Below are 14108 nucleotides of genomic sequence, written 5' to 3'. Positions count from 1 at the left end.
CCGGAAGGGGCGGGGGAGGCGGGGGATCGCGGGGCTGCTCCCGGGCGCGGCTGTGCGCGCGGGGTCGCCGGCGGCGTGGATCCCGGTGTCTACACCCGCAGGACGGCGGAGCTCCTGCTCACGGCCGGGGTGGTGTCGCCGGCCGGCCCGGCCGCGCGCAGGGCGCCGCGGGGGGCGGGGCCGCCGGCCGTGACGCAGCCTTCGACGGGCGCCGCCGGGGCGGGCGGGGCGTCGACGGCGGAGGCCGCCCGGGGCGGCAGGGGCACGCACTCGTGGACCGGGTGCGCCGGATCGTGCCGCCCGACGCCCCCCGCCGCGGGAGCCGCGGAGACGTCCCGGGTCGTACGGGCCGGGTCCGCGTGGGCCGGGGCTGCGCCGGCCGGGGTGGTGCCGGCCAGGGCTGCGCGGGCCTTCGCCGAGTGGGTCGGCGTCGTGTCGGCCGCGGCCGTGACCGCCAGGGCTGCGTGGGTCTTGGCCCTGTGGGCCGGGGTCGCGTGGGCCGGGGCGGCCGCGGCCGTGAGGGTCAGGGCCGTGTCGGCCGGGTCGGTGTCGGCACGGGTTGCGGCGGAGTGCTGTGGGGTGGCGTGGTCGGTGGTGCTGTGGGAGCCGCCGGCGCCGTGCGCGCAGACCAGGCCCAGGAGCAGCAGGACCAGCCCGAGCAGGTGCGGCAGACCCGCGCGGGGGCGGGGCCGCGGCATGCGGGCGGACCGGACTGTGACCACGCCGTGATCCTAGCGTGCCCTCCGCGTGATGATGGGACGCGAATCGGACAATCGCCGACCGGGTTCCGCCTGCGCCGCGCCGTACGGGGATCAGGCCCCCGCCTCCCGCGCGTCCAGCGGGACGTGCCAGGCGTTGCGCCGCCGCACGGCCCGCAGTTCGGCCTCCAGCGGGCTCGGCGGCACCGTGAGGACGGGGCACGGCGCGTGCGCCAGGCAGTACCGGGCCACCGACGGCCGCAGGCCGCCCAGCAGCCGCCCGCGCGGCCCGGCGCCCACCACCAGCAGGTCGTCCCCGTCCCGGACGGCGTCGACCAGTGCGGCCCCCGGCAGGCCCCGTACCGCCCTCCCGGCCAGGGTGACCCCGGGACCGCCCGGGCCGAAGGCCGCGTCGAGCGCCTCGCGCAGCCGCTCGACCGCCGCCGCCCGGCACTCGGGGAAGGGGGAGCACACGCAGGAGGTGCGGCTGCCCAGGCCCCCGCCCGGGGCCTGCCAGGCCAGCACCGCCCACAGCTCCGCGCCCCGCAACCGGGCCTCGGCGGCGGCCCGGTGCAGGGCCGTCAGGCTTCCGGGGCTTCCGCTCACGCCCACCACCACGCGTCGCCGCACCACCGCTCCTCCCCAGCCGTTCGGCCCGCCGCGATCCGGCGGGCCGTGTCCGGGCTCCATTCAACGGCAGGGCGGGGCGCGGTGGCCGTCAGCGATCCGTATGGACCCGGGCCGCAGGCGTCAGGGTCCCGTCAGGAGGGGCGGCGCGGGCTCCGGCGCGGCCCGGTCAGGCGGGGTCCGGTCAGGCGGGGCCAGGGGTCGCGCGGACCAGGACCAGGGAGCCCTCGTACGTGCCCTGCGTGCGCAGGTGGCCGTGGCGGGCGTCCCAGGCGCCCGACTCCAGGTCGCGGCGCAGGCTCCCGTCGAAGCGCTCGCGCACGCCGTCGTCGACGAAGCTCCACGCCGAGCAGGCCTGGCGGGCGGCCGGGTCGAGGAGCATCTCGGGGCGCCCGTAGTAGGCCTCGTTGAAGCCGTCGGTGCAGTCCAGCGGGATCGGCACGGTGTGGACCGTGCCCGTGCCGCCGAGGGCGGCGGCGATGTCCTCCACGCGCGGGTAGCGCCGGGCCTCGGTGTCCAGGACCTCGGGGGCGTACTCGTGGAGCCAGAAGTCGCGCACCAGCTGCGGGGCGCAGGTGAGCACGACCACCGGGCCCCGGGTCACGCGCCGCATCTCGCGCAGGCCCCTGGTGACGTCGCTCCACTGGTGCACGCTGAACAGGGTCATCGCCCCGTCGAACTCGCCGTCCGCGAAGGGCAGGTCCTCGGCGACGGCGTCGACGGCCCGCGCCAGCCGGGCCGGGCGCTGGTCGCGCATGGACCGGGAGGGCTCGACCGCGGTGACCTCGCGGGCCGCGTTCTCGTACGATCCGGCGCCGGCGCCGACGTTGAGGACCGTCCGGGCCTCGCCCAGGGCCTCGGCGATGAACCGCGCGATACGGGTGTCGGGCCGCCGGTACGAGGCATAGCCGGAACCGATGGCTCCGTAATCCACGTCCCCGGCGCTGCCGTCCTGAGTGCGTACATTCATGGTTGCATCCTGCATCCGCGAGGGCCGTTTCGTACACGGCCTTGCAGATGCTTGTGGAAACAGCCATGCGGGCGGCAGCTGTGGAATGGAGGATGGTCCGGTCCGGGTGGCCGCTCAGTCCGTTCCGGCCGGCGGCCGGAGGACGGGCAGCCGCAGGACCATGCGGGCGCCGCCCGGGGAGTGCTCGGCCGCGAGGGTGCCGCCGTGATGGGTGGCCAGGTCGCGGGCGATGGCCAGCCCGAGACCGGCGCCGCCGTGGTCGCGGCTGCGCGCGTCGTCGAGGCGGGTGAACCGCTCGAAGACCCGCTCCCGGTCGGCCGGCGGGATGCCGGGGCCGTCGTCGAGGACCTCCAGGACGGCGGTCCGCGCCCGCGGCGGTCCCGAGGCGCGCAGCGTCAGCTCCACCCGCCCGGCGGCGAACCGCTGGGCGTTGTCCAGCAGGTTGGTCACCACCCGCGTCAGCCACAGCTCGCTGCCCTCCACCACGACCCCGGCCTCCGCGCGCACCCGTACGGGGACCCGGTCGCCCAGCCGGGCGTCCACGGCGTCCCGCACCAGGTCGCCCAGGTCCAGCCGGACGGACGCGGCCGGCTGCGCCGCGTCGATGCGGGCCAGCAGGAGCAGGTCGGAGCAGAGCCGCTCCAGCCGGTCGGTGTCCTCCAGCGCCCCGCCGATCAGCTCGGGCCACAGCTCGGGGTCGCGGACCGCCAGGGCCACCTCCAGCTGCGTGCGCAGCACGGTGAGGGGGCTGCGCAGCTCGTGGGAGGCGTCGGCGATGAACTGGCGCTGGCGGATCCCGGAGGACTCCAGGCGGTCCAGGGTGCTGTTCATCGTCCGGGCCAGCCGGGCCACTTCGTCGCCGGTGGCCGGCACGGGGACCCGGCGGTGCAGGTCGCGGTCGCTGATCTCGGCGACCTCCGCGCGGATCGCCTCGACGGGCCCGAGGGCGCGGCCGGTGACCCGCCAGGTCACCAGCGCCACGAGCGCCAGGAGCAGGGGCCCGCCGACGACGAGCGCGGCGGTGGTGGTGTCGTCGGCCGCGTCCACGTCCCGCAGCGAGGTCCCCACGTAGACGGCGACCAGGCCGTCGGGGGTCTGGGTGGTGACCTGGACGACCCGCTGCCGGTGCTCGCCGCCGAGCGGGCGGATCCGCCAGGTGTGGAAGACCGTGCCCGGACGCAGGGGCCCGGCGGGCCCGAGCGCCGGCAGGCCGGCCAGGTTCGGGGTCGCGCGCAGCACCCGGCCGCGGGCGTTGACCACCTGCACGAAGTCGGCGCCGTGCAGCGGCGCCCGCATCCGGTCGAGGCGGCCGCCGGAGGCGAGCTGCGCGACGGCGGAGGCCTGCTCCTCGGCGTCGCGCTCGGCGTTGCGCAGCATGCCGGCCCTGAGCAGCCCCAGCAGCGCGACCGAGGCCAGGGCCAGGGCCACGGCCACGACGACGACGGCGCCCGCGGTGGCCCGCGCGCGGACGGTGGTGGGCCGCAGCCGGCGCAGCAGGGGCCGGCACCGGCGCAGCAGCGGTGCCAGGGCGCGCGGTGCGCGCGCCGCCGCGGTCTCAGCCACCGTCGGCCGCCAGCCGGTATCCCACGCCGCGCACCGTCTCCAGGGCGGACCGGCCGAAGGGCGCGTCGATCTTCCGGCGCACCGCGCTGACGTGCACCTCGACGACGTTGGGATCGCCGTCGAAGGCGCTGTCCCACACCTGCTCCAGGATCTCCCGCTTGGGCACCACCTCGCCCGGCCGCCGGGCCAGGTACTCCAGCACCGCGAACTCCCTCGCCGTCAGCCGTATCTCCGTGTCCCCGCGCGAGCACAGGTGGCGGGCCGGGTCCAGCAGGAGGTCGCCGACCCGGAGCGCCTGCGGGCCCCGGCGGCCGGTGCGCCGGCCCAGCGCGCGCAGCCGGGCGACCAGGACCAGGTAGGAGAAGGGCTTGGAGAGGAAGTCGTCGGCCCCGGTGTCCAGGGCCTCCGCCTCGTCGTACTCGCCGTCCTTCGCGGTGAGCATCAGGATCCCGGACTCGTTGCCGGCCGCGCGGAGCCTGGCGCAGACCCGGTAGCCGTTGAGGCCGGGCAGCATGATGTCGAGCACGATCAGGTCGTAGTCGTGCTCGCAGGCCATCCACAGCCCCTGCGGGCCGTCGTGGGCCACGTCCACGGAGAAGCCCTCGGACTGGAGGCCCCGCTGCAGGGCAGCGGCGAGCCGCCGTTCGTCCTCCACCACCAGTACGCGCATGCCGACCAGGGTCTCAGGCCCGGCCGGCGCTTTGCTGAAGGGGTCTTCAGCAGGCTTCAGGTGGGCTTCAGCATCGCCTCGGCAGGCTCTGGGGCGAGCCGGGTGCGGTGCCCGGCGGTTCCCGAGGAGTCCCGCCATGTCAGAGTCCTTCCCGCAGCCCGAGCAGAACCCCGAGCCGCAGACCGAGGCCGTCGCCGGTGACGGCGCGGCCCGGCGCAAGGGCCGCCTGGGCCGCGTGGTGCCCCGTGGCGCCGGCGCGCGCTGGGCGGTGGCCGGAGCGGCCGCCGCGGTGATCGTGGGCGGCGGGGCCGCGGCCGTGGCGGTCGCCGGCCACCACCACGGCCACCACGACCCGATGGCCAAGGGCGGCCGCACGGCCTGGTCCGAGCCCGATCACGGCGGCGGCCACGGCGGCGGCAGGCACGGCGGCGGCCACGGCGGCCCCGAGGGCGAGCGCCCCCACCCGAAGAAGCCGAAGGTCCGGGACGGGGCCGGCGCGCGCGGGGACTTCGCGAAGAAGGGCCCGGCGGCCCCCGTCCCGCTGCCCCAGCTGCCGATCGACCAGGCCGCGCAGAAGGCGGCCGCGGCCGTCCCCGGCGGCAAGGTCGAGGGCCTGCGCGCGATACCCCAGGAGGGCGGCGGCAGCGCCTGGCAGGCCGTGGTCCTCGGCCCGGACGGCGTCCGCCACGCGGTGACCCTCTCCGGCACGGACGGCACCCCCACCGCGAACACCCCCCTCTCGAAGGCCTAGGTGTTCTGTCCAGGGAGGTTGTGGACGGGTGATGCAGGTCTCGGTTGAGGGATCTTGAAATGGGTGAGGGCCTTCTGGCCTGGTGTGGATTGCGACATCTACCCCGGCGACCAGAAAGGCCCTCGTGCCCCACCGTAATGCACCCCTGACCGAGACCGGACGTCTGCGCCTGGCCCGCTGCGTGGTCGAGGACGGCTGGCCGCTGCGCCGGGCCGCCGAGCGTTTCCAGGTCTCGCCCACCACCGCCCAGCGGTGGGCCGCCCGCTACCGGGCCCTGGGCGAGGCCGGCATGGCCGACCACTCCTCCCGCCCCCACCGCAGTCCGCGTCGGACCGCGACCCGAACCGAACGCCGGATCATCAAAGTCCGCCTCGCCCGCCGGTGGGCCCGGCCCGCATCGCCCACCTGCTGAACCTGGCACCCTCGACCGTGCACCGCGTCCTGACCCGCTACCGGCTGGCCCGCCTCGCCCACCTGGACCGGGCCACCGGCCGGGTCATACGCCGCTACGAACGCGACAAGCCCGGCGAACTCGTCCACGTGGACATCAAGAAGCTCGGCAACATTCCCGACGGCGGCGGCCACAGGACCCTGGGCCGCCAGGCCGGCCGCAGGAAACGGCCCCGCCTGGGCTACAGCTACATCCACACCGCCGTCGACGATCACTCCCGCCTCGCCTACAGCGAGATCCACGCCGACGAGAAGAAGGAAACCGCCACCGCCTTCTGGCAGCGGGCCCAGGCCTACTACCTAGCCCGGCCCGGCGCCAGCCCGGCGTCCGGCCCGGTGCCCCGCACGGCCGGGTGCGTCGGGCCGCCGCGGGGGAGCGCCCGCGAGCGGTCGGCCGGCCCGGTCGGCGTGCGTCCCGGGGGCCGCGCCGGGGGATGGCGCGCAGAATGTAGGGGAGCCCTCCGCCCCCGTCCGGGCGGACGCGGCCACTGGGTGTGCCCCGGGCAGAGGAGGCGACTCGTGCCGTCGGACCAGCCGGGGGGCGCGCCGTCTGCCGGGCCGATCCGCTCCGAGCCCGGGTCGCTGCTGGAGCACGTGCCCGTCGCCGTCCTCGGCCTCGACCCGGCCGGCCGGGTCCGGTACTGGGGCCCCGGCGCGCAGGAGCTCTTCGGGTACGAGGCCGCCGCCGCGCTGGCCCGCCCCGCGGCCGCCCTCTTCCCGGAGCCGGCCGACGGCCCCGGCCCGGCCGAGCGGCTGGTGGAGCGGGCCCGGGCCCTGGGCTACTGGAGGGGCCGGCTGCCCGTCCTGCACCGCGACGGCACCGTCTTCGACTGCGGCTTCCGCGCCTTCCCGGTGACCGGCGCCGCCGACCGCGACGACGGCACGGTGGTCATGGCCCTGGCCAGCAGGGGCGACGAGCTCGACCGGGTGAAGACGAACCTCGCCTTCCTGGACGCCCTCTTCGAGACCTGCCCCATCGGGCTGGTCATGCTCGACGAGGAACTGCGCTACGTCCACCTCAACCAGGCGCTGGCCGACATGGACGGGATCCCCGTCGCCGACCACCTGGGCCGCGACACCGGCGAGATCATGATCACCACCGACGGCGGCGAGTTCCGCCGGATGCTGCGCGCCGTCGCCGACGAGGGGCGCCCCCTGGTCGGCGTCCTGGTCGGGATGCGCACCGCCGGCCGCCCCGACGTGGACCAGGTGCGCTCCGTCAGCCTCTTCCCCCTCAGCGGCGCGGTCGGCACGGGGCGCGGGGTGGGCGGTCTGCTCGTCGACGTCACCGACCGGGAGCGGGCCCTGCTGGAGGCCACCGCGGCGCGCCGGCGCCTGGCCCTGCTGGACCGGGCCAGCGCCCGCATCGGCACCACCCTCGACGTGGACACCACCGCCCGCGAGCTGGTCGACGCCACCGTGCCGGACTTCTGCGACGGCTCCGTCGTGGAGATGGTCGAGTGGATGTACCCGTCCGAGGCCTTCGACCCGGACCTGCCCCTGATCACCCGCCGGATCGCCGCCGGCACCGTCCTGCCGCCGCCCGCGGCCGAGCTGCTGTCCTCGCTGGACCGGGTGACGTACCCGCCGGGCTCCAGCATCCACCGGATGCTGAGCACCGGGCGCCCGGTCTGCGTCACCGTCAACGAGTTCACCGCCCGGACCGTCGGCCGGAACCGGCGCGCCCGGCAGATCCTCGACAGCGGCCTGGCCTGCGTCCTCGTCGCCCCGCTCATCGCCCGCGGCCACGTCCAGGGCATCGCCCTCTTCGGCCGGTCCGCCGCCCGTCCCGCCTTCGCCGGACAGGACCTCGGCCTCGCCGGCGAGATCGCCTCGCGCGCCGCCCTGTGCCTGGACAACGCCCGCCTCTACAGCCGGGTCCAGGACATCTCCCTCACCCTCCAGCGCGCCCTGCTGCCGACGGCACCGGACGAGACCGCGCACGTGAGCGTCGCCCACCGCTACCTGCCGGGCAGCCGCGCCACCGAGGTCGGCGGCGACTGGTACGACGTGATCGCCCTGCCCGACGGCCGGGTCGCGCTCGTCGTCGGCGACGTCATGGGACACGGGGTGCCGGCCGCCGCCTCCATGGGCAGCCTGCGCATCACCGCCCGGGCACTGGCCCGCCACAGCCCCGACCCCGGGGCCCTGCTCGCCGAACTCGACACCACCGCCCGGGACACCGGCGTCGAACTGGCCACCTGCCTCTACGTCCTCTACGACCCCCGCACCGGCCGCGCCCGCATCGCCAACGCGGGCCACCCCCCGCCCCTGGTGCGCCACCCCGACGGCACCGTCGAGACCCTCGGCGGCGTCCTCGGCGTCCCCCTCGGGGTCGGCGGCGTCCCCTTTCGCACCACCGGGGCCGAACTGCCCGACGGGGCCGTCCTCGCCCTGTACACCGACGGCCTCGTCGAGGCGCGCGGCCAGGACATCGACGAGGGGCTCGACGCCCTGCGCGCCGAACTGGCCCGGGCCGCCGGGCCGCTGGAGGAGGAGGCCGACCGGATCCTCGCGGCCCTGCTGCCCGACGGGGCGACCGACGACACCGTCCTCGTCCTCGCGCGGATCGGCCGTACCGACGACCGCGCCTGACGGAGCACTACGAGGACTCCTCCAGCAGGCGGGTGGCCATCGCGCGCATCTCGACCTTGCGGATCTTGCCGGTGACGGTCATGGGGAACTCGTCCACCACGTGCACGTAGCGCGGGATCTTGAAGTGGGCGAGCCGGCCCTCGCAGTACGCGCGCACGGACTCGGCGGTGAGCGGCTCGGCCCCCTCCCGCATCCGCACCCAGGCCATCAGCTCCTCCCCGTACTTCGGGTCGGGGACGCCGATGACCTGGACGTCCAGGACGTCCGGGTGGGCGTGGAGGAACTCCTCGATCTCGCGCGGGTAGAGGTTCTCGCCGCCCCGGATCACCATGTCCTTGATCCGGCCGGTGATGCTCAGGTAGCCGTCCGCGTCCATCACGGCCAGGTCGCCGGTGTGCATCCAGCCGTCCCGGTCCACGGCCTCGGCGGTCCTGTCCGGCTCGCCCCAGTAGCCGATCATCACCGAGTAGCCCCGGGTGCACAGCTCGCCGGGGGTGCCGCGCGGGACGGTCCGGCCGCTCCGCGGGTCGACCACCCTGACCTCCAGGTGCGGGCCCACCCGGCCGACGGTGGAGACCCGGCGCTCGACCGAGTCGTCCGCGCGGGTCTGCGTGGACACGGGCGAGGTCTCCGTCATGCCGTAGCAGATGGACACCTCGGTCATCCCCATCCGCTCGATGACCTCGTTCATCACCTCCACCGGGCAGGGCGAGCCCGCCATGATCCCCGTCCGCAGGCTCGACAGGTCGTACCCGTCGAAGCCGGGGGCGGCCAGCTCGGCGATGAACATGGTGGGCACCCCGTACAGGGAGGTGCAGGCCTCGGCCTGCACCGCCGCCAGGGTGGCCGCCGGGTCGAAGGCCGGCGCGGGGATCACCAGGGCCGCGCCGTGGCTCGTACAGGCCAGGGCCCCCATGACCATGCCGAAGCAGTGGTAGAAGGGCACCGGTACGCACACCCGGTCCGCCTCGGTGTAGCCGCACAGCTCTCCGACGAAGAAGCCGTTGTTGAGGATGTTGCGGTGCGAGAGGGTGGCGCCCTTGGGGAAGCCAGTGGTGCCGGAGGTGTACTGGATGTTGATCGGGTCGTCCGGGTGCAGGCCGGCCCCCGCCCGCGCCAGCGCCGCCGGGTCGGCCCGCCGGCCGCGCTCCAGCAGCGACTCCCACGGAGGCCCGTCGAACAGGACCGTGAACTCCAGGTCGGGGCAGCGCGGCCGGACCTCCTCGATCATCCCCGCGTAGTCGGAGCTCCTGAAGCGCTCCGCCGCGACCAGCAGCCTGGTCCCGGACTGGTTGAGGACGTACTCCAGCTCGTGCGCGCGGTACGCCGGGTTGACCGTGACCAGGATGGCCCCGATCTTCGCGGTGGCGTACTGCACCAGCGTCCACTCCGCGCGGTTGGGCGCCCAGATGCCCACGCGGTCCCCCCGCTCGATCCCGAGGTCCAGCAGCCCGAGGGCGAGGGCGTCCACGTCGGCGGCCAGCTCCCGGTACGTCCACCGGCGGCCGGCGGCCACGTCCACGAGGGCGTCCCGGTCGGGGAAGCTCCGCACGGTGCGGTCGAGGTTGTCCCCGATCGTCTCCTCCAGGAGCGGGACCTCGGCGCTCCCGGACGCACAACTCGACGCGACGGACACACGTACCTCCTGGGCGGGGAGCCGGGACGGCGGCGGGCACGCCCGGCCCGTGGCCCGGCGCCCGCCCATGATCGCCTCCAGGGGCCCGTCCCGCCAGATCCCGAGGGGTGGGATTCACACTCCCGGTAATCGAGCACCTGTTCGGATGGGGGAGTAGGGTCGAACCATGCACGCACTCCAGGGCTCCCTCTTCGACCAGACCGACGAGATCCGCCTCGGCCCCCTCACGGCGGTGGAGCGCACGGCACTGGGGGCCGGGGCCTGGGTCGACCGGCTCCCCGGGTGGCTGGCCGGCGCCGACGCGCTGTTCGAACACCTCGCCGCCGAGGTGCCCTGGCGCGCCGAGCGGCGGCAGATGTACGAGCGCGAGGTGGAGGTGCCCCGCCTGCTGGCCTTCTACCGGGCCGGCGACCCCCTCCCGCACCCCGTGCTCACCGAGGCCCGTGACGCGCTCGGCCGGTACTACGCACCCGAACTCGGCGAACCCTTCGTCACCGCCGGGCTCTGCCTCTACCGCGACGGCCGCGACAGCGTCGCCTGGCACGGCGACCGCAACGGCCGCTCCGCCACCGAGGACACCCTCGTGGCGATCCTCTCCGTCGGAGACCCCCGCGACCTCGTCCTGCGCCCCCGCGACGGCGGCCCCACCCTGCTGCGCCTCCCGCTCGGCCACGGCGACCTCGTGGTGATGGGGGGCTCCTGCCAGCGCACCATGGAACACGCCGTCCCCAAGACGGCGCGCGCCGTCGGCCCCCGCATCAGCGTCCAGTTCCGCACCCGCGGCGTACTGTGAGGCCATGCGCAGCCGGAGCCCACTGCGGGGCTGGTGGGCCGCACTCCCACCCGCGGCGGGCGGCGCCGTCATGGCCGCCGGAATCCTGTCCGTCGGCCTGGAACTGACGGGCCACGGCCTCCTCTCCCTCGCGGCACTGGCCGCCTCCGCCGCGCTCTGGCTCCTGCTGGCCGCCGACTTCACCGTCCGGCTCGCCGGTGACCGGGGCCGCTTCCGGGCCGAGGCCGACACCCCGGCCGCCCTCGGCGCCGTCGCCGCCACCACCGTGCTCGGCACCCGGATCTCCCAGCTCGGCCGGCAGGACGCGGCCGCCGCCCTGCTGGTCCTGGCCGCCCTGATCTGGCCCTGGCTGCTCCTCGCCGTCCTGCGGCACTGGCGGCGCCGCATGCCCGGCGTGGTCTTCCTCGTCTGCGTCGCCACCCAGGGACTCGCCGTCCTGGGAGCGGCCCTGTCCACCGTCCACCACCTCGCATGGCTCGCCCGGGCCGCGCTCGTCTGCTTCTGCCTGGGCGTCCTCCTGTACGCGCTGGCCCTGCGGCGCTTCGACTTCCGCGAGGTGTGCGGCGGCGCGGGCGACCACTGGGTCGCGGGCGGCGCCCTGGCCATCACCGCCCTGGCCGGCGCCAAGCTCACCGCCTCGCCCGCCGGAGCCGCCGGCCCGGCCCACGCGGTCCTGCGCGCCGCCACCCCGGCCGCGCTCGCGCTCTCCCTCGCCTGGTACGCCGTCCTGCTCGCCGCCGAGGTCCGCAGCCCCCGCCCGCGCTACGACATCCGCCGCTGGTCCACCGTCTTCCCCCTCGGCATGACCGCCACCGCCTGCCTCACCGCCGCCTCCGTGACCGGCCCCGCCTGGCTGCGCCCGCTGGGCGAGGTGCTGCTGTGGATCGCGGTCGCCGCCTGGGCCCTCACCTTCGCCGCCTTCCTGCTGTCCCGCCGGCCGTGCCGGCCGCGTTCCGGGTGACCGGCCGCCGCGCCGGTCCGCGGGTCCGGCGAGCTGCGCCCCCCGCACCCGTACGAGCCGTGTCACAGCCCCGCTACAGGCCCGTGACCAGTCGTAATTAAGTACCGGGCAGCCCCTCCCGCACGTGAGAATGAGCCATCTCGAACCGGGAGGAACCCATGAGCCAGGACCACCTGACTCTCCATGACCTGATGCCCGCACAGGCACTGGCGGAGGCCGTCGACGCCGGGTACGTGACCCGCAAGCGGCACCCCGAACTGCCGCTGTCCATCTACACGTACACGCGCACCGCGCAGTACGAGCGGGTCTGGAACCAGGTCACCACGCGCTGCCGCGGCCTCGTCGCCGACGACGCCACCGGAGCCGTCGTCGCGCTCCCGCTGCCGAAGTTCTTCAACGTCGGCGAGCACGAGTCCGGCCAGCCCTACGCGCCCGCCCTGCCCGACGAGCCGTTCGAGGTGTACGACAAGGTCGACGGCAGCCTCGCCGTCGTCTTCCACTACGCGGGCCGGTGGCACGTCGCCTCCAAGGGCTCCTTCATCAGCTCCCAGGCCTCCTGGGCCCAGCGCCGCCTCGACGCCCGCGACACCGCGGCCCTCGTGCCCGGCACCACCTACCTCGCCGAGATCCTGTACCCGCAGAACCGGATCGTCGTCGACTACGGCGACCGCCGGGACCTCGTCCTGCTCGCCGCCTTCGGCCCGGCCGGCGCCGAGGTGCCGCTCGCCGAGGCCGCCGTCCACTGGGAGGGCATCGGCTCCGTCGTGAAGGTGTGGCCCGCCATGCCGCTGCCCGAACTCCTGGCGCTCGCCGAGTCGAACACCCTGCCCGGCGGCGGCTCCGCCACCGGCATGGACGCCGAGGGCTTCGTCCTGCGGTTCGCCTCCGGCGTCCGCGCCAAGGCCAAGCTCTCCGAGTACGTACGCCTGCACAAGCTGCTCACCGGCGTCACCGAACGGGACGTCTGGCGCAGCCACGGCATCCAGCGCTTCGCCGGAACCTCCGCCAAGCGCCTGGCCCAGGGCCTGGGACTCTCGGTCGCCGAGCTCGGGGGCATCCGCTCCCGGGGCGGCCGGCCCCTCGACGCGCTGCTGGAACAGGTCCCCGACGAGTTCGACACCTGGGTGCGCGAGGTGATCACGGGCCTGGAGGAGGAGTTCGCGCGCCGGGAGCGGGCCATCGACGAGGCCTACGAGCGCTTCGAGCACCTCGCGGACGACCGGGGCGCCTTCGCCCGGGCCGTGCGCGAGCTCGGGGACGGCGAGCTGCGCGGCGCCATGTTCATGCGGCTGGACGGCCGCACCACCGAGCTCGTCACCTGGCGTGCCGTACGGCCCGAGACGGCCGATCCCTTCACCACCGACGAGGAGAACTGACACCGTGTCCGAAGAGCCCGAACTCCCCGTGGTCCACGTCATGACGGGGCTGCCGGCCTCGGGCAAGACCACCGCCGCGCGCGCCCTCCAGGCCGAGGCGGCCGGCCGGATGCGCCGGGTCAACCTCGACGACCTGCGGGCCATGCTCGACGTGCCGGACCCCGAGCGGGGCCGTTCGTACCGGCACGAGCAGACCGTGCTCGCCGTCCAGGACGCGGCGGTCGCCGCGGCCGTGGCGGACGGATTCGACGTGGTCGTCGACAACACCCACCTGACCTCGCACATCCCCAAGCGGCTCAAGGCGGCCGTGGCCGGCCGGGCCACCTTCGTCGTGCACGACTTCACCGACGTGCCCGTCGAGGAGTGCCTGCGCCGCGACGCGGCGCGGGAGCGGCCGGTCGGCGAGGAGATCATCCGGATCCTGGCCGAGAAGCACGCGAAGGCCCGCAAGGGCGGCTGGCGGCTGACCGCCGAGTGGCTCAACGACCAGCCGGCGGTACGGCCGTACGTCGCGGACCCGGCGCTGCCCGCCGCCGTGATGTGCGACATAGACGGGACGCTCGCCCTGACCGGGGACCGCGGCCCGTACGACTTCTCGCGCTGCGAGCTGGACCTGCTCAACGAGCCGGTGCGGCACGCGCTGTACGCCTTCCGGCGCGGCGGGGACCGGATCGTGCTGCTGTCGGGGCGCGGCGAGGAGCACCGGCCGCAGACCGAGTCCTGGCTGCGGGCGCACGAGGTGCCCTACGACGAGCTGTGGATGCGCGCGGCGGGGGACACGCGCCGCGACGACGTGGTCAAGGCCGAGCTGTTCGACGCGCACGTGCGCGAGCGCTACGCGGTGCGCGTCTCGCTCGACGACCGGGACCGGGTGGTCGCGGTCTGGCGCCGGATGGGCCTGCCCACCTGGCAGGTCGCTTACGGCGACTTCTGATCCGGGGCGCGCACGGCGGCCGGCCGCGCGCCCCAGGACCGGCCCGCTCCCGCGCCCCGCTGGGCCACCGCGCCCCTCCCCCGT

The 14108-nt window shown here is 75.7% G+C and carries 12 protein-coding genes and 1 pseudogene; 7 read left to right on the top strand and 6 right to left on the bottom strand.

Translation table 11 applies throughout. From position 1 onward, the window contains the following. Positions 1-89 precede the first annotated feature (89 nt). From AB0469_RS00065 to AB0469_RS00045, 5 genes are all read right to left on the bottom strand, one after another. On the bottom strand, positions 90-722 hold the full coding sequence (locus AB0469_RS00065) for a hypothetical protein (protein ID WP_366448983.1): 633 nt from the start codon (positions 720-722) through the stop codon (positions 90-92). Between the two features lie 90 nt (positions 723-812). Further along, positions 813-1328: a universal stress protein gene (locus AB0469_RS00060; RefSeq protein WP_366448982.1), complete on the bottom strand. Its 516-nt coding sequence runs from the start codon at positions 1326-1328 to the stop codon at positions 813-815. A 181-nt stretch (positions 1329-1509) separates the two neighbouring features. After that, positions 1510-2295, bottom strand: a complete 786-nt coding sequence (locus tag AB0469_RS00055; RefSeq protein WP_366448981.1) for a methyltransferase domain-containing protein — start codon at positions 2293-2295, stop codon at positions 1510-1512. Between the two features lie 114 nt (positions 2296-2409). Then, entirely contained in the window at positions 2410-3789 is a 1380-nt protein-coding gene (locus AB0469_RS00050; RefSeq protein ID WP_366449275.1) for an ATP-binding protein, read from the bottom strand. A 61-nt stretch (positions 3790-3850) separates the two neighbouring features. Further along, positions 3851-4528, bottom strand: a complete 678-nt coding sequence (locus AB0469_RS00045; protein WP_366448980.1) for a response regulator transcription factor — start codon at positions 4526-4528, stop codon at positions 3851-3853. A 136-nt stretch (positions 4529-4664) separates the two neighbouring features. Between AB0469_RS00045 and AB0469_RS00040 the strand changes: the two genes are divergently transcribed. From AB0469_RS00040 to AB0469_RS00030, 3 genes and pseudogenes are all read left to right on the top strand, one after another. Next, positions 4665-5279: a hypothetical protein gene (locus AB0469_RS00040; protein WP_366448979.1), complete on the top strand. Its 615-nt coding sequence runs from the start codon at positions 4665-4667 to the stop codon at positions 5277-5279. A gap of 124 nt (positions 5280-5403) precedes the next feature. Further along, positions 5404-6029 (top strand): annotated as a pseudogene (locus AB0469_RS00035) (leucine zipper domain-containing protein); the annotation flags it as partial. Between the two features lie 36 nt (positions 6030-6065). Further along, positions 6066-8324 carry a SpoIIE family protein phosphatase gene (locus AB0469_RS00030; RefSeq protein ID WP_366449274.1) on the top strand — a complete coding sequence of 753 codons (2259 nt, stop codon included), beginning with the start codon at positions 6066-6068 and terminating at the stop codon, positions 8322-8324. A 7-nt stretch (positions 8325-8331) separates the two neighbouring features. Here the strand turns inward: AB0469_RS00030 and AB0469_RS00025 are convergent, their stop codons facing one another. Beyond that, positions 8332-10029 carry an AMP-binding protein gene (locus AB0469_RS00025; protein WP_366448978.1) on the bottom strand — a complete coding sequence of 566 codons (1698 nt, stop codon included), beginning with the start codon at positions 10027-10029 and terminating at the stop codon, positions 8332-8334. Positions 10030-10126: 97 nt separating this feature from the next. On the opposite strand from AB0469_RS00025, the gene AB0469_RS00020 reads away from it, so the two are divergent. From AB0469_RS00020 to AB0469_RS00005, 4 genes are all read left to right on the top strand, one after another. After that, on the top strand, positions 10127-10753 hold the full coding sequence (locus AB0469_RS00020; RefSeq protein WP_366448977.1) for an alpha-ketoglutarate-dependent dioxygenase AlkB: 627 nt from the start codon (positions 10127-10129) through the stop codon (positions 10751-10753). A 4-nt stretch (positions 10754-10757) separates the two neighbouring features. Continuing rightward, on the top strand, positions 10758-11714 hold the full coding sequence (locus AB0469_RS00015; RefSeq protein WP_366448976.1) for a tellurite resistance/C4-dicarboxylate transporter family protein: 957 nt from the start codon (positions 10758-10760) through the stop codon (positions 11712-11714). A gap of 158 nt (positions 11715-11872) precedes the next feature. Next, positions 11873-13090 carry an RNA ligase gene (locus AB0469_RS00010; RefSeq protein ID WP_366448975.1) on the top strand — a complete coding sequence of 406 codons (1218 nt, stop codon included), beginning with the start codon at positions 11873-11875 and terminating at the stop codon, positions 13088-13090. Positions 13091-13094: 4 nt separating this feature from the next. Continuing rightward, a complete protein-coding gene (locus AB0469_RS00005; protein ID WP_366448973.1) occupies positions 13095-14024 on the top strand; it encodes an AAA family ATPase in 930 nt (309 codons plus the stop codon). Positions 14025-14108: the final 84 nt, after the last annotated feature.

The sequence above is a fragment of the Streptomyces sp. NPDC093801 genome, assembly GCF_040701585.1.
GTDB lineage: Bacteria > Actinomycetota > Actinomycetes > Streptomycetales > Streptomycetaceae > Streptomyces.
This window is presented reverse-complemented; position numbering and strand designations above follow the sequence as displayed.

Bases quoted from the DNA above. Each gene is read 5' to 3' on its own strand.
- AB0469_RS00025 (WP_366448978.1), bottom strand. From the start codon at position 10,029: ATGGGCGGGCGCCGGGCCACGGGCCGGGCGTGCCCGCCGCCGTCCCGG.
- AB0469_RS00020 (WP_366448977.1), top strand. From the start codon at position 10,127: ATGCACGCACTCCAGGGCTCCCTCTTCGACCAGACCGACGAGATCCGC.
- AB0469_RS00045 (WP_366448980.1), bottom strand. From the start codon at position 4,528: ATGCGCGTACTGGTGGTGGAGGACGAACGGCGGCTCGCCGCTGCCCTG.
- AB0469_RS00055 (WP_366448981.1), bottom strand. From the start codon at position 2,295: ATGAATGTACGCACTCAGGACGGCAGCGCCGGGGACGTGGATTACGGA.
- AB0469_RS00015 (WP_366448976.1), top strand. From the start codon at position 10,758: ATGCGCAGCCGGAGCCCACTGCGGGGCTGGTGGGCCGCACTCCCACCC.
- AB0469_RS00010 (WP_366448975.1), top strand. From the start codon at position 11,873: ATGAGCCAGGACCACCTGACTCTCCATGACCTGATGCCCGCACAGGCA.
- AB0469_RS00040 (WP_366448979.1), top strand. From the start codon at position 4,665: ATGTCAGAGTCCTTCCCGCAGCCCGAGCAGAACCCCGAGCCGCAGACC.